The sequence below is a fragment of the Scopulibacillus darangshiensis genome, assembly GCF_004341035.1.
Classification (GTDB): domain Bacteria; phylum Bacillota; class Bacilli; order Bacillales; family Sporolactobacillaceae; genus Scopulibacillus; species Scopulibacillus darangshiensis.
Genome location: NZ_SLXK01000010.1, coordinates 50999 through 75000 on the forward strand (window position 1 = coordinate 50999; position 24002 = coordinate 75000).

General features: G+C 43.2%; 20 protein-coding genes. 18 read left to right on the forward strand and 2 right to left on the reverse strand.

The genetic code is table 11. From position 1 onward, the window contains the following. Window positions 1-28: 28 nt before the first annotated feature. Complete coding sequence (locus tag EV207_RS08870; protein ID WP_132745796.1) at window positions 29-1330, reverse strand: amidohydrolase; 1302 nt, start codon at window positions 1328-1330, stop codon at window positions 29-31. 218 nt (window positions 1331-1548) lie between these two features. Here EV207_RS08870 and EV207_RS08875 point away from each other — a divergent pair, with 218 nt between their 5' ends. From EV207_RS08875 to EV207_RS08920, 10 genes are all read left to right on the forward strand, one after another. Then, on the forward strand, window positions 1549-2934 hold the full coding sequence (locus tag EV207_RS08875) for an aminotransferase family protein (protein WP_132745797.1): 1386 nt from the start codon (window positions 1549-1551) through the stop codon (window positions 2932-2934). Between the two features lie 65 nt (window positions 2935-2999). After that, window positions 3000-4481 carry an aldehyde dehydrogenase family protein gene (locus EV207_RS08880; protein WP_132745798.1) on the forward strand — a complete coding sequence of 494 codons (1482 nt, stop codon included), beginning with the start codon at window positions 3000-3002 and terminating at the stop codon, window positions 4479-4481. Between the two features lie 58 nt (window positions 4482-4539). Further along, on the forward strand, window positions 4540-5997 hold the full coding sequence (gene nhaC / locus EV207_RS08885) for a Na+/H+ antiporter NhaC (RefSeq protein WP_132745799.1): 1458 nt from the start codon (window positions 4540-4542) through the stop codon (window positions 5995-5997). A gap of 127 nt (window positions 5998-6124) precedes the next feature. After that, on the forward strand, window positions 6125-7303 hold the full coding sequence (locus EV207_RS08890) for a flavin reductase (RefSeq protein WP_132745800.1): 1179 nt from the start codon (window positions 6125-6127) through the stop codon (window positions 7301-7303). A gap of 34 nt (window positions 7304-7337) precedes the next feature. Beyond that, complete coding sequence (locus EV207_RS08895; protein ID WP_132745801.1) at window positions 7338-8789, forward strand: 4-hydroxyphenylacetate 3-hydroxylase family protein; 1452 nt, start codon at window positions 7338-7340, stop codon at window positions 8787-8789. Window positions 8790-8801: 12 nt separating this feature from the next. Continuing rightward, window positions 8802-9332: an FAD synthetase family protein gene (locus tag EV207_RS08900; protein ID WP_132745802.1), complete on the forward strand. Its 531-nt coding sequence runs from the start codon at window positions 8802-8804 to the stop codon at window positions 9330-9332. A 50-nt stretch (window positions 9333-9382) separates the two neighbouring features. Continuing rightward, window positions 9383-9820 (forward strand): RidA family protein, encoded by a 438-nt coding sequence (locus EV207_RS08905; RefSeq protein WP_132745803.1) that lies wholly within the window; start codon window positions 9383-9385, stop codon window positions 9818-9820. Window positions 9821-9838: 18 nt separating this feature from the next. Beyond that, entirely contained in the window at window positions 9839-10525 is a 687-nt protein-coding gene (locus EV207_RS08910; RefSeq protein WP_132745804.1) for a DUF1028 domain-containing protein, read from the forward strand. Between the two features lie 222 nt (window positions 10526-10747). Continuing rightward, on the forward strand, window positions 10748-12181 hold the full coding sequence (locus tag EV207_RS08915) for an amino acid permease (protein WP_243647000.1): 1434 nt from the start codon (window positions 10748-10750) through the stop codon (window positions 12179-12181). Window positions 12182-12197: 16 nt separating this feature from the next. Next, window positions 12198-13451 carry a Zn-dependent hydrolase gene (locus tag EV207_RS08920; protein WP_243647001.1) on the forward strand — a complete coding sequence of 418 codons (1254 nt, stop codon included), beginning with the start codon at window positions 12198-12200 and terminating at the stop codon, window positions 13449-13451. Window positions 13452-13505: 54 nt separating this feature from the next. Here EV207_RS08920 and EV207_RS08925 read toward each other — a convergent pair whose 3' ends face one another. Beyond that, on the reverse strand, window positions 13506-14750 hold the full coding sequence (locus EV207_RS08925; protein WP_132745805.1) for a cytochrome P450 family protein: 1245 nt from the start codon (window positions 14748-14750) through the stop codon (window positions 13506-13508). Window positions 14751-14981: 231 nt separating this feature from the next. Between EV207_RS08925 and EV207_RS08930 the strand changes: the two genes are divergently transcribed. The 8 genes from EV207_RS08930 to EV207_RS08965 all read left to right on the forward strand — a co-directional run bounded on the left by EV207_RS08930 (window position 14982) and on the right by EV207_RS08965 (window position 23997). After that, window positions 14982-15635, forward strand: coding sequence for a hypothetical protein (locus tag EV207_RS08930; RefSeq protein WP_132745806.1), 654 nt, complete (start codon window positions 14982-14984; stop codon window positions 15633-15635). A 68-nt stretch (window positions 15636-15703) separates the two neighbouring features. Beyond that, complete coding sequence (locus EV207_RS08935; protein WP_132745807.1) at window positions 15704-16354, forward strand: YesL family protein; 651 nt, start codon at window positions 15704-15706, stop codon at window positions 16352-16354. A 176-nt stretch (window positions 16355-16530) separates the two neighbouring features. Continuing rightward, window positions 16531-17532 (forward strand): LacI family DNA-binding transcriptional regulator, encoded by a 1002-nt coding sequence (locus EV207_RS08940; RefSeq protein ID WP_132745808.1) that lies wholly within the window; start codon window positions 16531-16533, stop codon window positions 17530-17532. 60 nt (window positions 17533-17592) lie between these two features. Beyond that, entirely contained in the window at window positions 17593-18468 is an 876-nt protein-coding gene (locus EV207_RS08945; RefSeq protein ID WP_207902937.1) for a carbohydrate ABC transporter permease, read from the forward strand. Between the two features lie 206 nt (window positions 18469-18674). After that, a complete protein-coding gene (locus tag EV207_RS08950) occupies window positions 18675-19343 on the forward strand; it encodes a carbohydrate ABC transporter permease (protein WP_243647002.1) in 669 nt (222 codons plus the stop codon). A 45-nt stretch (window positions 19344-19388) separates the two neighbouring features. Next, a complete protein-coding gene (locus EV207_RS08955; protein ID WP_132745810.1) occupies window positions 19389-20651 on the forward strand; it encodes an ABC transporter substrate-binding protein in 1263 nt (420 codons plus the stop codon). A 24-nt stretch (window positions 20652-20675) separates the two neighbouring features. Continuing rightward, the gene (locus EV207_RS08960) at window positions 20676-21932 is read left to right on the forward strand and encodes an amidohydrolase family protein (protein WP_132745811.1); all 1257 of its coding nucleotides are present in this window, start codon (window positions 20676-20678) and stop codon (window positions 21930-21932) included. Between the two features lie 4 nt (window positions 21933-21936). Beyond that, window positions 21937-23997 (forward strand): YyaL domain-containing protein, encoded by a 2061-nt coding sequence (locus EV207_RS08965; RefSeq protein ID WP_132745812.1) that lies wholly within the window; start codon window positions 21937-21939, stop codon window positions 23995-23997. Window positions 23998-24002: the final 5 nt, after the last annotated feature.

Sequence of the window (24002 nt, forward strand, 5' to 3'; positions counted from 1 at the left end):
CTCCGCTTATATTTCAGAAAAATCTAATTTATGCTTTATCGGCATGACATGCGCAAAGGGTAAGTGTTTTAACAGCAATAGACATGACCTGTTCATCAAAATCAAACCTCTCATTATGATGCCCCGCAGCAAGTTTGGTACCAAATACTATATATGCAGATAAACCGCCTTTTTCTTGAACACGTGACATCATATAGGTCGCGTCCTCAGAACCTGGAGAACCCGTTGTTGCTTTGACCGAATGAATCTCTGTGATGTTATCAGCCTGTTGACGAATAAAGCCGAGTAATTCCTCGCTTGGCTCACAGCTTTCTGCGCCACCCACAATATCTATACTGGCATCAATCTCATACATACTAGCCGCCGCTTTGACTATTTTTACAGCCTTTTGATACATATGTTGGTTAATTTCAGTTGTTGTCCCTCGGGTTTCTGCTTTTAAGTGTGCTTGCCCAGGGATAATATTCCGGCCGCTTCCTGCATGCAAAACCCCTACATTGACTCTTGACTGACCCTCACTATGGCGGGAAATAGCATGCATATTTAAGGCTGCTGCCGCGGCGGCGAGAAGGGCGTTTTTCCCGTCTTCTGGATTTGCGCCTGCATGGGCCGATTTTCCAGTATATGTGACGTCGAATTTCGTTGTGGCAAGATGTCCTAAATTACCGCAAATAAGTTCTCCGAGGTCAGCATCCAATCCAATATGAGTGGCTATAAAAAGATCGACATCGTCAACAACTCCCTTTTCTACCATGGATTTTGCCCCGCGGACGCCTTCTTCAGCAGGCTGGAAAATAAGCTTGATTCTTCCTTTGAGCCGTGACTTGATTTGGGATAAGACGTAAGCAACACCCAAACCAATCGATGTGTGTGCATCATGACCACAGGCGTGCATCATATTAGTATTCATTGATGCGAAGCCTTCTCTAGCGGGAAGGTGATCTTTTGAGGATGATTCTTGTATATCCAAAGCGTCCATGTCAACACGGAACCCAATGGTCGGTCCAGGTTGACCTGTATCAAGTATTGCAACAACACCGGTAAACCCCCCGGAAAAATGTCTCAGCCATTCCGGATCAGCGCCTTGTGACAGGGCGCGTTTTTCTTGTTGTTCAAGGAACTCCTTGTCAGGAACTCCCATTCGTGCATCTGTATCAATAACATCCATCCCTGTGCGGACATCATAACCCCAGGAAGAAAGTTTTGATGCGACAATGCTTGCTGTCCGAAATTCTGCCCACCCGGATTCTGCATGTTTGTGAAAATCACGCCGCCATTCAATTAATGTTGGATAAATCTTTTCGGTTAATTTAGAAATGTGATCGATCATTTTCCTCGCCTCCATAGCCATTTTAAGATAAATAAAAAATTTTTTGAAGAAAAAACGGTGTAACCTAAAAACTATTTTATGTGAACAATCAATAGGCGTCTTTATAATGGCGGTTTTCTATCTTAATTTAGTCTTGACAATAATCAAACAATTTCGTAAAATCCAAATAGGGAATAATTAAGGATATTATCCCTAATTATATCACACTAGGAGGTTTTATGGTGGCTAATCTTTCTCAACAAGTTTCCGGGATTGATCAATTAGGTGAATGGGATAAAAAGTATTATCTTCACCCAACGACTGTTCCGAAAACATTTAGTGACAACGGTCCTAAGATCATTTTTACGGAAGGAAACGGCATCAGGGTAAAGGATGCCAAAGGGGATACCTATATTGATGGGGTTTCCATGCTTTGGAATGTTAATTTAGGGCATGGTCAGAAGGAACTTGCTGATGCGGCGTATGAACAAATGACGACACTTGCTTATGGCTCATCATTTTATGGCTATTCAAATGAACCCGCCATTCGCTTGGCAGAAAAGGTAGTTTCCATTGCTCCGGGTGATTTAAGTGCTATTTATTTTACATCAGGCGGTTCGGAATCGAACGACACGGCTTTCAAACTAGCAAGATTTTATTGGCACTTGAAAGGCCGAAAAGGGAAGAAAAAAATCATCTCTATTACAAATAGCTACCATGGTGCGACCGTCGCAGCCGGAACGGCAACAGGCATTGATGCCTTTCACAACTTTGCAGGCTCAAGGGATATCGACATTTTAAATGCAAAAGCCCATTTAACGAATTGTGAGCTAGGGGATAAGAGCGATCCAAATTACGAAGGGTGCATCCGCGATACCATTGAAAAGGAAGGATCTGAAGCAATAGCTGCAGTTATTATGGAGCCTGTTCAAGGGGCAGGCGGCATTCATATTGCGCCGGACGGTTACCTAAAAGCGGTGAAAGATCTATGCGAGGAGAATGATATTCTCTTTATTATGGACGAAGTGATTTGTGGTTTTGGCCGTACCGGAAAAATATTCGGTTCAGATAATTGGGATATTGTACCTGATCTCATGAGCGTAGCCAAAGGGATTACAAGCGGATACTCTCAACTGGGCGGCGTCTTAATGAGTGAAGAAATTAGAAATACGCTGGTTCAATATGATCAAATTTTGGGCCATGGCTTTACCTATAGCGGTCATCCCACCGCTTGTGCTGTAGGTTTGAAAAACCTTGAAATTATTGAGCGTGACAAAATAGTTGAAAATGCGAAGAACATGGAAAAAGAACTGAAGAAGGGCTTTAAATACTTAGAAGACAATCATGCCAATGTCGCAAAATCCAGGGCGCTTGGCTTAATATCAGCCTTTGAATTGCAGGCAGACCGTGATGCGGACCTACCCTTTGACAAATCAATCCGGGCTGCTGCTATCGTTGCTGAAGAGTGTTATAAACGTAAACTTATCTTGAGAACAGCCGATTTTGAAGAAGGGAAAAATATTGTTGCGATCGCTCCTCCGCTTATCACCAAAAAGGAAGATGTAGAGGAGATTATTAATATCATAGATGATGCTGTTACAGCCTTTGAAAACAAACTGGAATAAATATGCAGGCGGAAGGCATATTTGCTTTCTGCCGTGCAACCTTTATTTTGAATGGAGGGCTACTATTGGCGGAACAAACATTGGGCCTGCAACCTAAGGTGACTGAGTTTTTAACCAGCAAGAAAGGTTTGTATATTAACGGTGAATTTGTCGAATCGGTTTCAGGCAGAACATTCAAAACCTATAACCCTGTGAACGGTGAAGTTTTGGCAACTGTTAGTGAGGCAATTGACGAGGATGTTAATAAGGCGGTTAATGCAGCAAGAAAAGCTTTCGATGACGGTCCTTGGCCGAAGATGGATGCGGCGGAAAGAGGACGATTATTGTACAAGCTAGCTGATCTAATCGAAGAACATAAAGAAGAGCTGGCCCAGCTGGATACGCTTGATAATGGCAAACCGATCACAGAAATGCGTATGGCTGATATTCCTCTTACCATTGACATGTTTCGGTATTATGCCGGCTGGACAACCAAGATGACGGGCCAGACGATACCGGTCTCCGGACATTTTTTCAACTATACTCGCCATGAACCGGTAGGCGTCGTTGGTCAAATTATCCCCTGGAATTTTCCGATAAATATGGTGTCTTGGAAGGCGGCGCCAGCTTTAGCTGCGGGTTGTACTGTGGTCCTGAAACCTGCAGAACAAACCCCGTTGTCCGCTCTTTACTTTGCAAAACTGGTTGAAGAAGCGGGATTTCCTAAGGGTGTTGTCAATATAATTACGGGTTTTGGAAAAACAGCGGGCGATGCGCTAGTGAAACATCCGGAGGTTAATAAAATTGCCTTTACCGGGTCCACTGCAGTTGGGAAACAAATTATGAAAGAAGCGGCGAATACGATGAAACGGGTATCGCTTGAGCTTGGAGGAAAGTCACCAAATATCATTCTCCCAGACGCTGATTTATCTAATGCGGCTCCCGGAGTGTTTTCGGGCATAATGGCGAATCAAGGTGAGATTTGCAGCGCTGGATCAAGAGTCTATGTACAGAAAAAGCATTTTGATCACGTCGTTTCTGAACTTGTTTCCTATGCAAAAAATGTGAAGCAAGGCAATGGATTAGATGAAGAGACGGAGATGGGGCCGCTTGTCTCAAAAGTGCAGAAGGATCGTGTTATGAATTACATTAATATAGGCAATGACGAGGGAGCGGAAATGTTAACAGGAGGAGGTTACTCTGAAAAGGGTTATTTTGTCGAGCCAACCGTTTTTACGAATGTGAATGATGGGATGCAAATCGCCCGGGAAGAAATTTTTGGCCCGGTGGTTGTTGTGATGCCCTACGATAGTTTGGATGAAGTCATCGAGAGGGCGAACAAATCCCCTTATGGCTTGGGAGCGGGTTTGTGGACAGAAAATCTCAAGAATGCTCATTATGCTGCCAATCGTCTTAAAGCTGGAACAGTATGGGTGAACTGTTATGATGCACTTGATCCCGCCTCACCATTCGGCGGTTTCAAAGAATCCGGATTCGGCCGCGATATGGGGTCTTATGCCTTAGATAATTACACGGAAGTTAAAAGTGTCTGGATCAATTTGGAGTAGTTTTCAGCATGAATCATCTCTCTCATGTGTGACTTAAACTAATCAGGGAGTGAAGCGAGTGAATCAGGAAAGAGGACGGCAAGAGGGGGGAATTCCGCCTATTTGGCTGGCTTTGATACCAATTGTGTTTATGGCTATTTCCCTTGTGATTGGGATTGGTGTTTACGGGACCGCTCCCCACGTTCCACTGTTATTAAGTACTGTCGTCGCGGTGATTGTTGCTCTAACACTTGGCCATTCATGGAAATCGATAGAAGAGAGCATGGTTAGGACAATCAGTGTATCACTGAAGGCTATCCTTATATTGATAATAATAGGGAGCTTTATCGGGGTGTGGATGGCAGGCGGTATTGTTCCTTCAATGATCTATTACGGACTCGAGATATTGTCGCCGACTTATTACTTGCTGACGGCCTGTGTTATTTCTATTATCGTCAGCATGGCCGGAAATTCATGGTTTGCAGCCGGCACAATCGGCGTTGCACTTATGGCAATTGGAGAAGGTTTGGGGCTTCCGTTACCAATGGTTGCCGGTTCGGTTATCTCCGGCGTCTATTTTGGCGATAAGTGCAGTCCGTTATCAGATGTGACCAATTTTACATCTGCAGTCGTGCGCGTCGATTTATTTGAGCATATCCGAAATCTTATGAACACAACGATCCCTACAATTATCATTTCTCTTATTATATATACAGTTCTTGGGTTTAAATTTAGTGGGGCAGGTTCAGATTTGTCACAGGTTGACATCATTAAACAAACACTTTCCGAACAATTTATTATATCACCGTGGTTGCTGCTTCCATTACTTTTTATTGTTTTAATATTCATACTTAAGATACCGGCTATCCCTGGCTTGATGATCGGAGTTATTATCGGTGTATTCTGCGCTGTTTTCATCCAAGGTGTCCCACTGGGTGATGTTATAACTTCTATGAACGAAGGGTTCACAGCCAAAACTGGCAATGACATTACTGATCAACTTTTAAACCAAGGCGGCATTCAAGATATGGCTTATGTGATTACCCTCATTATAATTGCTTTATCATTTGGGGCGACTCTTGAAAAGGCAAAAATTATGGAGGCTATCCTCGGGGGGCTGCTTCGCCGAATAAAACGGACAGGAAGCTTAATCGCTGCTACCGCTGTGACGTGTTATACCTCTAATGCGGTAGGGTGTGACCAATTTATGTCCGTAATTATCCCGGGGCGCTTGTATTTGGATGAATACAAGAAACGGGGGCTGCACCCAAAACTGCTCGGCCGCACACTGGAAGATTGCGGAACGGTCATGGCCAACTTGATTCCTTGGACGACAGGCGGTATTTTCATGGCCTCAGTCCTTGGTGTTTCTCCTGTCGATTACGCTCCGTATGCATTCTTTTGCTATATCAGTTCAATCGTAGCTATCATTTACGGTTATTTCAATATTAAAATTAACCGTTTGCCAGTACAAGAAAAAACGGAAGAAGGCGGCAAAAGTGAACATACACATGGATCTGGTGTGCCAATCGATTAAATAAACGCTTAGGCCAATTATCTAAAAATTTAGTATTGACATACATTTTGTTATTGTGTAAGATCCTATTAAGGGAATAATAAAGGACACATTCCTAAATTAATTAATGATGAGAGGAGAGATCTTTATGAAAACCGACACGGCAAAAGCAAGTTCCAACGGACATCGCCTAGTCGACAGTGATTTGTTCAGGGATGTTATTGGTCATTTTGCCAGCGGTGTGACGGTCATCACTACAAGGCAGAATGAAAATAACTTTGGGATTACTGCCAGTGCGGTCACATCCCTTTCTGTTGATCCGCCGATGCTGCTTGTATGCGCTAATAAAAAGACAGGCACATGCCAAGCGATTTCGGCTTCAAAGACCTTCGGTGTAAACATCCTTCATGAAGATCAAGGCGACTTGGCATTGCAGTTTGCCAAGCCAAATACAGATAAGTTCAAAGATACACCGATCTCATATGGGGAACTTGGGGAGCCGTTGTTGAAGGATGTCCTAGCGAATCTCGAGTGCCGTGTTGTAGAGGAAGTGACAGGCGGCACCCATTCTGTCTTTCTAGCCGAGGTGCAAAACGCACGGGTTGAAAAGGGCATGCCGCTGACTTATTTCCGAGGCAAGTTTGGTCACTTTAAAGAGGCGAATGACGAGAGGGTTTATAGGCAGATTCGCAAGTTAATCTTGACGCGTGATTTTAAGGCGGATCAAATGTTAGACCTCGAGGAACTTGCTTACCAGCTTGATGTGCCCCGTCAAGCCGTCTATTACGCGATGACGCGATTGGAAACAGAAGGCCTAGTAAATCGGGAAGAAGAGGACCATTACATCGTCACACCTTTAGATGCGGGAACGCTTAATGATGCCTTGGATACCCGATGTGCTTTGGAAGTCGCGGCAGTCGAACAAACAGCAAACCGGCTTTCAGACAAAGAACTGACGGAGTTGCAAAAGCGTCTGCAGGCAACTTTGTTTCAGGCAAACGAGAACCCGAAAACGGACCTCTACATAGAGGCGAATACGGCATTTCACGATTATACAGTTGCAGTAACCAAGAACCCGACATTGCTCGATGCTTACCGCCGAGTCACAGCTGAAGCCGTGATGTCAAGTGCCTTGCGTGCGGCGCTTGAAGCAGGCGACGAGATGGCTCAGAAAGAGCTTGCACTTCTAGCTCGGGATCACATTGCGCTGACAGAAGCTTTTGAAGCGGGAGATGTCAAAGAGGCCAAACAAGTGATTCTCCAGCATACCGCAAATGCCAAGCGTCTTGGACGCTATTTGATCGATAGTGCTGGAGGCAAAATTTGATCGATTCCAACCAATCGGATAAGGAGGAAACAACATGACACTTATGACTGGCCAAGAATACCGCCAATCATTGAACGATGGACGTGAGGTTTACATTGATGGTGAGAAGGTTAGGAATGTAGCAGACCATCCGGCTTTTAAACCAATTATTGATGTCAAGGCCCGTATGTATGATATGAGCCATGAGGAGCGCTACGCTGACGTATGCACCGCCACATTGCCAGATGGTGACGCAATCTGCCGCGCCTACCAATTGCCGAAAAAAAAGGAAGATCTGACTGCTATCAGGCGTTATGTCGAGACAGTGTTGGATGATTTAGGCGGGGTTGTCTACAGGGTGGGGGATGAAACAATCGGTGAGATGTGGTCCCTCTACGATGCTCAAGATAAATTAAACGAGATTGATCCAACTTACGCGGATAACATCAGACATCATGTTGACCGGGTCGCGAGGAGGGATTTATTCCATGTATCGGCCAACACCGACCCTAAGGGTGATCGCAGTAAACTTATCGAAGGCAAAGACGGGGGAACACTGCTTCACGTCGCCTCCGAAAATGACAAAGGGATCGTTGTGCGAGGGGCTAAATTTGAAACAGCTGCGGCTTACGCCCACCAAGCATTTGTTAAGCCGACGATCTCAAATTGGACGAATGAAAAGATGGATCCCTTCGCCTGCGGATTCATCTGTGATATGGGGTCTCCTGGATTAAAGCACATTTGCCGTTCTTCTTTAGGTAAAGGAAGAGATCCAGAAAATTATCCAATGTCCACACAATTTGATGAACTGGATACACTTCTTGTCTTTGATGATGTCCTAATCCCGTGGGAAAATGTGCTGTTTCATCGGTCCATCGAATCAGCGCAGTACATTCGCAACACACTGCATCGCTACTCTGCATTTAATTATGTTTTGCGCCTTCTAAGACGGGCGGATCTATTGATAGGGACAGCTTTATTGAATGTTGAGCAGACTGGCCTGACAAAAATCCCGGCTGTAAAGGAGAAACTTGCCCAGTTAATTAGCTACCGTGAGGGGATTAACGCTCATTTAACGGCAGCCGTGGCTGAGGCCGAGAAGAGCCCAGGCGGTTTAATGATGCCAAACCAATCGCTATTGTATACAGGGCGTATCTATGCTCTGTCAAACTTCCCGGCGATGGCCCATCTAACCCGCGAATTGGTCGGCGGTCAGCTGGCAATTAGCCCGGATGCAGAGACGGTGGCGGATCCGAAAGTCAAAGACTATATAGACAAGTATTATTCAGTTGGGGGATGGCGTTCCGAAGACCGGACCAAACTGCTATACTTCGCCCGCGACTTACTTAATTCATCTTATGCAGGACATAAGATCACCTTTGAACTTTTTGCTCAAAGCCCGCCATTCGCTCAATACTTAGCAGCATACAATAGTTTTGATCTCGAACAGGTTCGGGAGAAGGTACGCAAGGCGGCGAAGCTTACACAGGAGGTTGTTAACGGATAAGGAGTGGTCGATGTGCAAGTGCATTCTGTAGAAAGTTTGAGTCTTCCCTCATCGATACTTACTATCGGAGCGCTGGATGGTGTTCACTTGGGTCACCAATCATTAATCCATCATGCAAAAAGAAGGGCAAATGAATTCGGGGTGCCTTTAGTGGTATATACATTCGATCCTCCGCCAAAGGTCTATTTTCAACACTCAATACTTCTGTCACCCCTTCCAGAAAAGATCAGAAGACTAAGGTTACTCGGCGCGGATCATGTTGTCATTGCACCATTTGACACTAACTTTGCCACAATAGGCACGCATGCCTTTCTTGACGAACTCTCGCATTTGAACCCGTTAGAAATTTGGGAAGGCTCCGATTTTCGATTTGGAAGTAACCGGGACGGTGATTTAAATACTTTACGAAAGCATTTTGAAGTCCATGTTTTGGACCCTATACGATGTCAGTCAGGCAAGATTATTTCTTCTAGCAGAATCCGCAGCTGTTTGATGCAAGGGGAGAAAAAGCAAGCTGAACAGCTCTTAGGCTGGCCAATATAGGGCAGACGTTCACCTTAAAATTTGATATGTAAAATAGGAGGCATTTACCAATGCAAATTAAAAGATTTCGGAAATTTGAGACTAAGAATTTTTATCCATCCGATTTGGGCGAAGCGGAGCATCATATAAAAAACGAGCTTAGCATGGCGGTCCGGGCTGGTAACCGGATATTCCTAAGAGGACAAACAGGTTTTGATCTTGAAGGCAACTTTCATGGGAAAGGAGATGTCGCGAAACAAACCGACATGGCCTGCAGGTGTGTCAAACAGTTGCTTGAAGAAGCCGGGGGTTCCGTGAACGATATTTGTAAAATGACGGTGTATTTAACTGACCGCTCCTATCGCAGCAGCGCATATGCCGTAATAGCAGAGCATTTTCGCGGTGTCTATCCATGCAGCACGGGTTTGGTTGTAAATGGCTTGGCTATGCCGGAAATGCTGATGGAAATTGATGTTGAAGCAATTGTCAGCAACCGGATCAATGACTAATAAAGTGGAGGAATTTAAATGAATGTAACGAGCACATTTTCAGTAGCGGGACGCTGTTCGTCAACAGGGTCTTTAGGAGCGATTGTTACATCCAGCAGCCCGGCTGTCGGGGCGCGCTGTCTAAGCGTCAAGGGGAAGTCCGGTGTCATCCTCTCGCAAAATGTGACTGACCCGAGATTAGCAAGTGTTGGCTACTCTGCCCTAGAGCAAGGTTATGATGCTAAGGGAGCTATAAGGTCAATGACGAATGCCACTCCTTTTCCAGAATATCGGCAATTGGCAGTCGTAGACGGCAAAGGCAAATCGGATGTTTTCACCGGGGAACAGGCATTGGGTGTCCACGGTGAATATTGTTCAGATAATGTTGTCTCCATTGGCAATCTATTAAGTGACGCAACGATACCGGAGGCAATGGGAGAGCATTTCATAGACAATGGGAATTTATCTTTGCCAGAACGTCTGATTTCAGCTATTGAGGTTGGATTTATGATGGGAGGGGAACTAGATCAAGAGCATTCCATAGGCCTGATTGTTTACACCTATGACAATTTTCCTTACGTTGATCTTCGTATAGATTACAGTGATGATCCTCTTCGCGACCTTAAACAATTATGGGAAATTTATGGTCCGCAAGCAGAAGATTATAGGGTTAGGGCGCTTGAACCGGAACGGGCCCCTTCTTACAACGTTAAAGGCGATGAGTAGTCTTATTCAAAAGATGACGTGAAAACATTTATTAAGCAACAATGTCTTGTATATTGATCTTCTACTACTATAAAATCTCCGTGGAGCACGATGTCAAAATGGCGATCAATGGCGTCTGTACATAATTCCATTTGGAGATTTTTTTTATTAAACCATCCCAGCAGTCATTTAAAGTGACATCTATATCCGTTATCGGAAAAAAAGCGATAGGAAGGTGAAATCGTGACAAATGACCATAAACAAGAAATAGGCACACAGCACAAGCTAAAACAAAGCTTGAAGACTCGCCATGTGACGATGATCGCACTTGGCGGTATTATTGGGGCCGGGCTCTTCGTGGGCAGCGGCGCCGTTATCAATGCAACGGGGCCGGCAGCCGTGCTTAGTTATATTCTTGCCGGGGGTCTTATGGTTTTGATCATGCGTATGATAGGAGAAATGGCGGTTGCAGAGCCGTCAACCGGTTCAATCTCTGATTATGCCAGAAAGGCATTAGGAAACTGGGCCGGTTTCACAGTTGGCTGGCTCTATTGGTACATGTGGATCATCGTCCTTGCTATAGAGGCTGTTGCAGGTGCTGGTATATTAGTAAACTATCTAAATATACCTTCTTGGTTGTTGTGTTTGTCATTGATCGTCCTGCTTACTTTGACTAATCTTTATTCAGTCGGGTCATATGGTGAGGCCGAGTTTTGGTTTGCATCTATAAAAATAGTGGCAATTATTGCTTTTATTGCCGTTGGTGTTTTATTTTTAATAGGATTGTGGCCCGGTGATTCACCCGGTCTTTCAATGATATATAGCGACGGAGGCTTCTTTCCTAAAGGGGTGGGGGCGGCTTTAATCGGCACCGTAACAGTCCTTTTCTCGATTGGCGGGGCAGAAATTGCAACAATTGCCGCTGCAGAATCAGATAATCCTGAAAAGAATGCAGCAAAGGCAACAAATCAAGTGATGTATAGGGTGTTTTTCTTTTATGTCGTTTCCGTCTTCTTAATAGTATGTATTGTTCCGTGGAATATTGATTTTGCCGGGGTTGCTATTAAAAGCCCGTTTGCTATGGCACTTAATGAATTGGGCATTCCTGTTGCAGCTGCAATCATGAAAATAGTGATTCTTACAGCTGTTCTTAGCTCGCTTAACTCATGTCTTTACATTACCTCCAGAATGCTGTTTGCGCTCACCAGGCACGGTGATGCACCGCCAATCTTCTTGAAAACGACCAAACGCGGTGTCCCGGTCTGGGCGATCCTTGCGGGAACTACCTTTGGTTATGTTGCTGTTATTTTAAACTACTTTTTTCCTGAAACCGTTTTCTTATTTCTAATAAATTCTGCAGGGGCAATCTCTTTATTTTATTATCTGATTATTGCATATTCAGAAATTAAGCTGCGTCGCAAGCTTGAACAGGAAGCACCTGAAAAATTGAAATTAAAGATGTGGTTATTTCCTTACCTCACTTACTTTACAATTTTTTGTATGTTAGCGGTTTTGATTGCAATGTTATGGCTGCCTGATACGCGACCGGAAATCCTGATGAGTTTTGTCAGCCTTGTTATTATTCTTGTTGCATATAAATTCCGGGCCAATAACCAATATACAGATGGTTCATATGCCAAAACGGATGAACCAGTGGGCAAAAGTCCATTTAATTAGGAGGCATCGATAAGAAGTGATTGGGACTATACAAATTAACATCGACCGACTCAATAAAGATCTTGATAAATATGCGCGTTTTGGAGAGGATCCAGAGGGCGGCATTACAAGGCCCAGTTTTTCCGAGCCGGATCTTGGAGTAAGGAAATTATTCATTAAAGAACTGCGCTATCTCGGACTGGAAGTCTCGATTGATGGAGCAGGGAACATTTGGGGGAGTTTAAAAGGAAGCGGGAAGAAATCTGGGAGCATCGTGATCGGTTCTCACCTGGATACCGTTCCAAACGGCGGGAAATACGATGGGGCGCTTGGTACGCTTATGGCTAAAGAAATCATCCGAACCATTATTGATAATAAAATCTCACTTGACCATGATGTCGACATTGTATCCTTTACAGCGGAAGAGTCAAATGATTTCAATATATCAACATTCGGAAGCCGCTCTTTTGCCGGCCGTTTATCACCTGGTTTTATAAAGGGTGTATCTGATTCCAATGGTTTGCGCCTTGCTGATGCCCTTAAAAGTGTTGATGGCGGAATCGATCGTTATGCATCTATGAACTATTTAAGAAAAGATAAAAAAGCATTCATCGAACTTCATATAGAACAGGGCAAGCGGTTGGAGGACAAGAATATCTCCGCAGCTGTGGTGGATAACATGGTGGGGATATATAGGAATACAGTTACTGTCACAGGTGAGGCCAATCATTCAGGAACAACGATGATGGCGGATAGAAATGACGCGCTGACAGCGGCCGCTGAAATCATTTTAGCGATTGAGAGACTCGGCAATGCCGACCCAACTGACCTTGTCGCAACGGTAGGGAGATTAAGCGTAGCACCTAATGCTGTCAACATCGTGCCTGGTAAAGTCGAATTTACCTTTGAAATAAGAGGAGAAACTGAAAGCAGTGTTCAAAAGATGATTGAAAGCATACAGGATTATTGTGAGGAAGTATCTGAAAAACGTAGAGTAACTATCGATCAGGAAGTTATTCAAGATCAAAAACCTGTCGCCATGGATGCTGGAATTGTTCACATCTTACAAAAGACCGCCGAGGAATTAAGCGAACCTTATCTGACAGTAACGAGCATGGCAAGGCATGATGCGGGTTACATGACAGAGGTTTGCAAATCGGCAATGCTTTTTGTAAAAAGTATTGATGGCAAGAGTCATTGCCCTGAAGAATATAGCACCCTAGATGATATTGAAAAAGCGGGAAACGTTATGCTTCAAGGTATATTGAATGTTGATCGGGAGCTGGATTAGATAATAAATGAACATGCCCGTGATCTGCAAAAATGAGCACGGGCTTTAAATGTATCAATCAAAACGGCGCCAAGTAACAGGTAATTTGTCCAAACCCCTCATTAACATCCCTGGACGCCATGTTAACGCATCAGGCTTACATGCGAGTGCAAGATTCGGCACTCTTCTTAGCAGTGTATTAATAGCGAGCTCTGCTTCAAGACGGGCAAGCGGGGCACCAAGACAAAAATGGATCCCCTTTCCGAATGCAAGGTGGCGATTGGGCTCACGATTCAAGTCTAATTTATCCGGTTCAGGGAAGTGTTCCGGATCGCGATTGGCAGAATCAAGGGCAATCAGGACAAGATCGCCTTTAGAGATTGTCTTTCCTATAAAATCAATATCTTCACTTGCCCACCGGCTTGTGCTGAACATAACTGGCCCGTCATACCGAAGCAGTTCCTCGATGGCATTTTTTATTAATTCGGGATGATTTTGCAGCAGCCTTTTCTGTTCGGGATGTTGCAGCAATGCGAGTACCCCGTTGCCGATTAAATTAACCGTTGTCTCGTGACCGGCAATCAAAAGGAGAAAGACCAGTGAATAGAGCTCCTGTTCGGTGAGCTTGTCACCTTCTTGTTCTGCCAAGATTAAATCACTGATCATATCCTCTCGCGGGTCTTGACGTCGCTTATCGATCCAATCCCGCAAATAACCTACAAAAGCTTCAATGTCTCCCTTAACTTCTTTCGCTCGCTCAGCGTTGTTAACAGTTTCCACGATACGATTGGACCAGCGTCGGAACTTATCATGGTCCTCCTTTGGCACGCCAAGCATTTCACAGATCACAATAATGGGTAGCGGAAACGCAAGCGATTGGATTAAATCGATTTGGTCTTTATCTTCCATCCCGTCTAACAAATCATTCGTGATCTCTTCAATTCGCCCCCGCAGCCCTTCGATTTTCCGAGGTGTAAAAGCCTGCTGAACGAGGCTGCGCAACCGCCTGTGATCGGGCGGGTCGGAAATTAACATATGTTTCGCTAGAATGTTGTTCTTCGGGTTCAGAGGCGAATCGGCCGCAATCTCGTGTCCGGCATTCTCGGGATCCTTAACAAAGCGGGGCTCCTTCAAGGCAAGGGCAGCGTCTTCATAGCGAGTGATAATCCAGGCCTGCTGGCCATCAGGCATGATTGTCTGATAGACGGGTTCGTCTTTTCTCAGATCGCTAAATGTTGGATAAGGATTCTGATTAAAATGATCATCAAATAAATTCAACTTTACATGTGACTCTAGGTGTTTCGTTATTTGATCAGACATATCGTTCCCCCTAATCATGATTTTTCATCATTCTTTAGAACTGTATAGTTTAATTATTAACTCATCGGTCTTTTGAAGTCTAACACAACTAGGCATCCCTTATTAAGGGACTTCTTAATGATTTTCTCGGAACAAACGTCCCTATAGATGAACGTCTGTGCGGGTATACAATCCGTTTATCCTGTCCACTCTTTTATTGACACATAGGTTTCAGAAGGATGGGTATAAGGGATGAAAGAGAAAGACTTTTCTATAAAAATGATCGGTTATATTATTTTGGCCGGGGCTGTCTTAACACTAATTTCAACAGTGCTCCATCCCCTTACAATTGATCCGTGGAATGGGCTTCGAGCAATAGCCGAGATCCAGCATGATCCTGCCATGTGGATGTCGGATCACATCCTCATGCTGGTGGCGGTCTTTTTGTGGCTGTTCGGACTGTCAGCCGGGGAACTAAGGTTAACTCGGCCAACAGCTGCATCACGCAGCGCCGGACGGCTTTTTAGTGTATCTGTGGCAATATGGGTATTGGTTTTGTGCGCGGAATTAACGGCACTGCCTTTGCTGGCGGCAAGGGCTGATCCATTTACCGAGAACACGGTCTTTCTCGTCTGGAAGGCTTTGTTTTCCTTTGGACTCTTAAGCGGCTATATTGCTGTTGTGCTTACTTGGCTTGGCGTGTCACTTCTTAGCAGCCATCTTCAAAATACTGGTGAAGGTCCAAAGTGGATGGGGTTATTAGGTTTTTACGGAGGCTGGCTCGGTGTGATTGGCATTCTTTTCACTCTTATATTTCCGTCGATCGGGATTTTTCTGCTTCCCATCACATCAGCCATACCATTTCTCTGGACGATTTTTTTTGGATGGCGGTTGATAAAAAACTAATTTAAAGGGATTCGACATTTTTTTGTCGAATCTTGAACTAAGACCAGAACCAGAAAAGAGGTGAAAAGATGAGTTCCAAAACGATAGGCGGCACGATTTACAATGTAACGGTTTGGATAGGCAACTTTGCATACATACAATTGCTTTGGTTGCTATTCCTAATTCCCGGGCTCGTTGTTTTTGGTATCTTTCCGGCAACAGCAGGAATGTTCTACGTTGTAAGAAAGTGGTTAATCGGCCAAAGTGATCTTCCCATATTCCATTCATTTTGGATGGTTTATAAAAAGGAATTTTTTAAAGTAAACATGCTAGGACTCCTGCTTACAATGATAGGGTATGTCCTTTACGTTGACATCAATTATTTCGTGTTCAATGGAAGCTTCATCCAATCGATCGGAAAAATTGTTGCAATAATTTTAATCTATTTATTTATAGGGACATGCATCTATTTTTTCCCTGTATATGTGCACTTTAAATTTAAACTGTTAGATTATCTTAAATACAGTTTTCTGTTCAGTTTGTCTTTTCCCAGAAGGACCGCATTATTAATCGCTATGACCGTCGCTGTCAGTTACGCATTTTCCAAAATCCCAGGATTGATCATTTTTTTCTTCGCATCTTTCATTTGTTTTCTATGGATGTGGGGCGTTTACACTATTTTTCTAAAACAAAAAATAAAAAATGATTTTGCAGCCACTATAACCAATCCAAACAGATGAACAGCTACCTAAGAGGGAAAAGAAAGATCGGCAATATTTTTAATTATCATATTGACAGAATATTTACCAATGTTTATAATTTGATTCACGAAGTTGACTCGGAATCTAATTTTGGGACCGGTCCCAAAATAAAATAGGAACGGTCCCAAAATATTTAATTTTTTGTCGGAGGGAAAATGATGAGCTCTACGATTAGGGATATCGCGAAACTGGCTAACACATCAAAAAGTACCGTTTCAAGATATTTAAATGGACAAGCAGTAAAGAAAAAGACTCAAGAAGCCATTGAAAAGGTCATAAAGGATTTAAATTATCATCGAAACATCCATGCGAGACGCTTGGTCATGAGCAAGACGCTGACTATTGGTGTTGTAGTTGAGGAAATTACAAACGTTTTTAATACAAACATTTTAAGAGGGATAGAGCAAATAGCGAAGGAAAAAAAGTTCAACTGCGTCTTCTACAGTTGGTCTTCCAATTCAAACCATGAGGAAGGGTTCCTGGATCTTCTCCATGAAGGCCAGGTGGATGGGTTAATTTTAATAAGCTTTAAAAAGAGGGACAAGCCGTTATTAAATATGATAGCCGAATCCGACTATCCGATCGTTTTAATCGGTGACTCTCAGTTGACGGAATCGGTTTGTGCCATAGATATTGATAATTCCTTTGGGATATCGGAGGCTGTTAGGCACTTGCACGAGAATAACCATCGGGAAATTGCCTACATATCTGGCCCTAAAGGAGCAGCTGCAACTGAGACAAGGCTGCAAAGCTATAAATCAACAATGGCACAGCTCGGATTAAAAATCAGGCCTGAATTCATTGTAGATTCTAATTGGACGAATGAAACAGGGCATACGGCAATGCAAAAACTCTTGAGTATTGGCGGTTTTACCGCTGTTGCCGCTTCGAATGATGAAACAGCGATTGGAGCTATCAAGGCAGTGCAGGAAATGGGTTTGCAGACACCTGTTGATATCGCGGTTACAGGCTTTGATGATATACCTGTAGCGAAATGGGTTTATCCTTCTTTAACGACAATCAGGCAGCCTTTTGCTGAGATGGGCGTTGTCGCTGCGAAAGAGTTGTTCAAGCGCATTGAAAAACAAGACAGCGCAGATCCTATGAAACACTTATTAAAACCAGAATTGGTTGTACGCCGCTCTACCATTTGCTAGACAATGGTGCGGCGCAGGATTAAATCTTAAGGCAAAAAAATATTTAAAGGCGGTGAGCGTTTGAAAACGGCTCTTGATCGATCACGATTCGGATTTTACTTCGTGACCCCGTTTTTTATCATCTTTTTGATATTTGGATTGGCGCCGATTCTATATTCACTCTACTTGAGTTTTACAAGTTGGGACGGGTTTACAGACCCCGTGTTTGTCGGTTTTGCCAACTATAAGAGATTGTTAGGGGATACGCTATTTTTTAAATCGATTCTTAATACCATGATCATTTGGATTTTCTCAATAGTGCCCCAACTGATCCTTGCCTTGGTATTAGCCATTATTCTCAATGAAAAGTTTCTTCGCGGAAAGAACTTTTTCAGAGCTGTTTATTATTTCCCGAATATTGTAACACCTGTCACTCTTGGTGTCCTATTTAGCCTAATGTTTGATTGGCAGACAGGCAGTGTTAACCATTTGCTCGTCAGTCTTGGCATCATCGACCAGCCGATCTACTGGCTTAACAGCCCATGGTTATCAAGAATTATAGTTGCAACGGTTATTATGTGGCAATATTTTGGCTTTAACATGCTCGTTTTTATCGCTGGCCTTCAATCAATTCCGCAAGAACTTTATGAGGCGGCTGAGGTCGATGGCGCCAATCGGCTGCAAGTCATTTTCAAAATCATGCTGCCACTCTTAAGACCTGTTTTGCTTTTCACTATGATCACATCTATTATAGGCGGCCTGCAATTGTTCGATGCTCCTCTAATGATAGGGGATGGACCGGAAAACTCGACGATGACGATGGTCATGTACCTTTATGAAACCGCTTTTAAGAATTTTAACTATGGTTACAGTGCGGCGATTGCCTATGCCATATTCATTATTATCCTAATATTCTCCATTGTTTCTCTTAAATCGCAAGCTAGAAAAAAAGATTAAGAGAATGATGAAGTGAAAGAGCTGGGAAGGGGTTGTTTATTATTTTAAGGGGAAAAGGGATATCTTTTGGACGAATTGTAGTTTATTTATTGCTTTTAGCCGTAGCATTTCTATGTTTAATGCCGTTTTATAGCATGATCATTTCTTCGACACATACGAACGCTGATATCGCAAGGAAACTTTTGCTTTTGCCGGGAAAACACTTCATGGATAACTACACGAGATTGGTTGATACGGTGCCGATATGGCGGGGGTTCTTAAACAGCGTGTTTATTACATTCACATCTACCGCCTTAACGCTTTACTTCTCTGCATTAGTGGGCTATGGCTTTTCAAAATTTAATTTTAAGGGGAAAGACATTCTGTTTGTTTGTGTACTAAGCACGATGATGATACCAGGTCAGTTGGGTATTATAGGCTTGTATAAAATGATGGATATTTTCCATATGTTAAACACCTATTTTCCGATTATTCTGCCATCCATTTCAAATGCGTTTGGCGTTTTCTTCATGAAGCAAATGGTTGATTCAAGTGTGCCGGCAGAGATTCTGGAATCGGGACGAATCGATGGCTGTGGAGAAGTTAAAATATTCCACAGGCTTGTTTTGCCATTATTAACACCCGCTATTGCGACACTCGGAATTTTCTCTTTCATTGGAAAATGGAATGAATTTTTAACACCAATGATTCTGCTTTTCGACAATAACCTGCAACCGCTGCCAGTCATGATTGCCAGTGTAAAGTCGCAATTTGCCACGGATTTTGGGGCTATGTATGTAGGGATCGTGATTTCAGTTATACCTATATTGATCTTCTTTTCTATCGTTTCAAAAAAGATTATCAGTGGCATTACTGCCGGAGCACTTAAGGGATAAAGGACAAGCAAAAATAGTGATGTAAATAAGAGAGGTGTTTTTCGAATGAAAAAGTTTTTTTCGCTGTCCTTAATAATGATTTTGATTTTAAGTATGCTCGCGGGTTGCTCTACTGTAGAAAGCGCGGGTAAGGCAAACGATGACAACACATTGGTGATTTGGACATTCTTCGGTGATGTCAAATTAATGGCAAAGAAATTTGAGGAAAAGTATCCAAATGATCATGTTATCGTGAAGGTTTTCCCTGGAGACCAATACAAAACAAAGCTTCAAACAGCCCTTCAAGCCGGAGGGGATGATGCACCAGATATTTTTGACTTAGAAAGAAGTTATATGGGCAAGTTTATCAACTCGGATTTTCCGGTTAATCTTACGAAAATAGGCGGTGAAGAGTTAGTAAAGGGCTATGTTCCTTATGTTCAAGAACTAGGAAGGGATAAAGACGGGGATCTTATGGCCGTTGCCGACACATCTTCCCCCGGAGGATTTTGGTGCAAAAAGGCAAATGCTAAGAAATGGCTTGGAACAGACGATCCAGAAAAAATAAGTAAAATGGTTGAATCCTGGGATAAGATTATCAAACTCGGCGAGAAAATTAATAAAAAGAGTCATGGCAAAGTCCACCTGATCTCTCATTTTGGGGATGTATACAATGTGGAAGCTTATCATTTACAACCCTTTGTAAAAGATAAAACTCTGCAGATTGATGATGGCTGGAAAAAGGCTTACAAAATACAAAAGGAAATCTTTCAGAATGATGTCGGGGCCCACCTTGAGTTTATGTCTGCCGGCTGGAACAATGCGTTGAATGAAGGCAACGTTATATTAACTGCGATGCCTGCTTGGGCGAGTTTTATGATTGATAACGAAGACGGAAAAGCTGAAAATAAATACGCCGTGGCCAAGACGCCAAAAGGTCTCTACTTTGGCGGAACATACCGGGCGATAAATCGAGCCTCAGATAAGAAAAAGTTAGCTTATAAATTCCTGAAATTTGTAACAAGTAAAGAATGGCAGCAATTCAACTTAGAAAAAACGGGCAATGCACCAGCTCTGAAATCCGTTTATAAGGATAACTTTGATTCTTATACGTCTCCCTTAACAGGACATCTAAAAATATTGAAACAATACTATGATCTCGTTGAAGACGTTCCAGCACAAAAAGCGGGCAAGTATAGCGAAGATCTGCTCGGAACATGGCGGATTGTGGCTGGGCAAGGAATAAAAGATGATAAGGATTTTAATGATGTGGTCACACAGTTTAAAAAGAAAGTTAGAATTCTTTATCCGGAAATTAAAGTGAAGTAGAGAATAGCTGGAAGGAGCCATACCATGAACAACCTACAAGAGGCAATAAATAACATAAGAATCATAGATGGACATGAACATATTGATATGTATGAGGTCAGGAAAGAGAGGAACATCGACTTTTTTAAATTAATTCATTACCTGGAATCTGATATGATCAGCGCCGGGATGAAAAGGGATATTTTGTATGGAAAATCGCCGCTATCCGATAAAGAAAAAGCAGAACACTTTTTAAAATACTGGGATAAAACGAAGAACACCACTTATGCATTGATGATAAAAGATGCGATGGAAGGCCTTTACAATATGGAAGATTGGTCAGTGAAGGGACTGCTTGCATTAAATGAAAAGGTAAAAGCCAAGACGAACGACAGAAGCTGGTTCAAAGAGGTTTTAAATGACAAATCAGGGATTGATCTCGCTTTTACATTAGTTCAAACGACAGACGTTGATTTTTCGCTATTCCGGCCCATTTTATTTTTAGATTTTATGTTTAGGCTAAGAGGTCCTGCCGACATTGAATTTATCAAGAAAAAGAGCAAAATGGCCATTCATTCATTAAAAGACTATCAGGCTGCGGTGAGGGTGATTATTGACAATCTGGTAAAAGATGGCATGACTGCATCCAAATTAGGCCACGCTTACTGGCGGACGCTATATTCACAAAAACCAACATATCATGAGGCGGAACAGGTTTTTAACAGGCTAAAAAGCGGTTTTATAAATGGCGGTCTCTCACAACAGGAAGCCATGACGCTGCAGAACTTTCTCATTCATTATGTCATTCAATGCTCAATTTCGAACGACTTGCCGATTCAGATTCACACCGGCCACCAAGAAACCAGTGTTTCACGAAATGGCAACATCATAACGAACTCTAAGGTTACCAATTTAATTCCGATTCTTGCGGAATACCCTGACGGCAAATTCGTGCTTCTGCATAACGGCATACCATACCATCAGGAATACTTATCGATCGTGAAGAACTTTACCAATGCATACGCGGACTTTACTTGGTCTTACATCATCTCTCCGACGCTGGCCAAGCAGCTTTTGCACCAGACGATTGAAATGGTGCCAATGTCGAAAATATTCGGATTTGGCGGGGATTACAATTCTGTAGAAGGAACTTATGCCCATCAGAAGCTGGCGAGAAAAATAGTGGGCGAAGTCTTAACGGAAAAAACAGAAGCAAACATATTTTCCGAGCAAGAAGCTATAACATTTGCCAAGCGGATTTTCAGGGATAATTTAATCGACTTTTACAAAATAGAGGTGTGATGCGATGTTTGTTGTGAAATCAATAGCAGGGGCAGGGGTTGGCAGAGAGCAGAAAAAAGGGGTATTGATCAGGCCAGCGGGCTCAAAAAACGATGATATCGGATTAAGGTTCGATTCACTTCTTGACGTATACAAGCCTGATAATCAGATGGAAAGTATTTTAATAGATAAGATAACGCAGAATAATGGCAAACACCATGCCGTTGGAGCGGGAACAGCATTTGACGTTTCTGCTGAGTGGACAGACATCCAGGATGACTGCGGCTATACATCTGTCTACTTAAAGGTCAGGTATAAAGATCATGCTGAAGGGGAGTATGGCTTCCGTTTTTGCGGACAGCTGCTGGGAGCAGGGGAACCTACTTGGATGATTCCAGGTGTGTTTTATAAGAATAATAGTTTTGAACAAAATACGAGGAAGTATCCACGGTATAGTCGGGAAAACGTAAATAGCGAAAAGATGATGTCAAACTATTGGTCGTTTCGTTCGGACAGGGCGGCCTTGCCGGCCATTTTCGCGTGGAACGATGATGTATGCGGGGCGCTGTGTGTTGAGGAACAATCCGCAGTAGGCATGACAGGAGTAGGCTTTCAAAGAGAAGATGGGAAGACCGACATTTGGATTAACTTTCCCTATCGCGAGGAACCGGTAACTTTCGTTGGAGAACCTGTCCCTGATCCAGCTGATGTAACCTATTATGCCTTCCAGCCGGGAGAAGAGGTTGAATTACATTTTAAAGTTTATATTGGATCACCTGATTTGCATTCTTATGATCCTTTTGTCCGGCAAATGTACAAATTACACCAACAAGAAAACGATCTGAACCCTTGGATGGGTCTCCAAGAGGCGGCGGAACATACGGCTTGCGGCCTATATAACTGGCATTATATGCCTGAACATCAAATATTAAATGAAACGGCAGCGTTTGACCGTGAACTTAATAATAATGTCAAAGGGATGGGTGACCGGCCGCATATGCATGTCGGCTGGGTGAGCGGGGTCCCCTATGCTTATGCATTATTGAAATACGGGCGAAAAAAAGACAAGAAGGCTTATATTGACGCGGCTGTCGGGGTATTGGACAACATTGCCTCCGCTTTAGCTCCAAGCGGCTTGTTCTGGGCATCATGGGTGCTTGGAAAAGGATGGGGAACAGGCTGGAATCCGAAATCTGATTGGCTTCAAGCAAGAACGATCTCAGAAGCAACGCTTTTTATGACCCGCGCCCTATCGATGGAGAAAGAAAGGGGCGTCTCTCACCCAAGTTGGGAAAAAGCTGTCCGTTCTAACCTTGACTTTGCGCAAACGATTCAACGGAATGATGGGAACCTCGGTTCTTACTACGATTGCAATAGTGGAACCGTTGAAGAATGGGATGGGGCAGCAGGAATCCTATGGATTGCCGCCCTTTTGGAAGGTTACAATTTTTTTCAAAAGGAGGAATACAGCAAGGTTGCTGATAAGGCTGGTGACTATTATTCCAAATTTATTTTAGATGAATATATTTATGGTGCGCCAGAAGACGTCCATCTTACGCCAACATCAGAAGATGCTTACAATGCTGTGGTTGCCTACGTGTTGTTGTATGAGGTGAGTTATGACAAAAAGTGGCTGAAGCTCGCGGTTCTTGCCGCTGATTGGATGATGACGTTCCGCTGGTCCTATAATCTGAACTTTCCTGACAATACATTTTTAAAACAATATGACTTTCGTTCACGGGGAGCTGATCAGGCTTCACCTTCCAACCAGCATTTACATAATTATGGGTTATTTTGTGTTCCAGAAATGCTGAGATTGTGGAACTATACCCATGATGCTTATTATTTGGAACGGACGAGAGATAATCTGCTATGCTTCCTGCAATTTATTGCGAGAAAAGATGGTGATTTTAACGCATACAGAGGGATGGTTACCGAGCGATTCTATAATACCAATTGCTTTCAACCTAAGGGGATGATGTTAACGCTATCACATTCCTGGTGTGTCGGCCTTGTCTTGTATGCTTGCCAAGAAGCACTGCCGTATGCTGAAGATTTAAAAATTGATAGTTATATAGAATCGTAACGGAG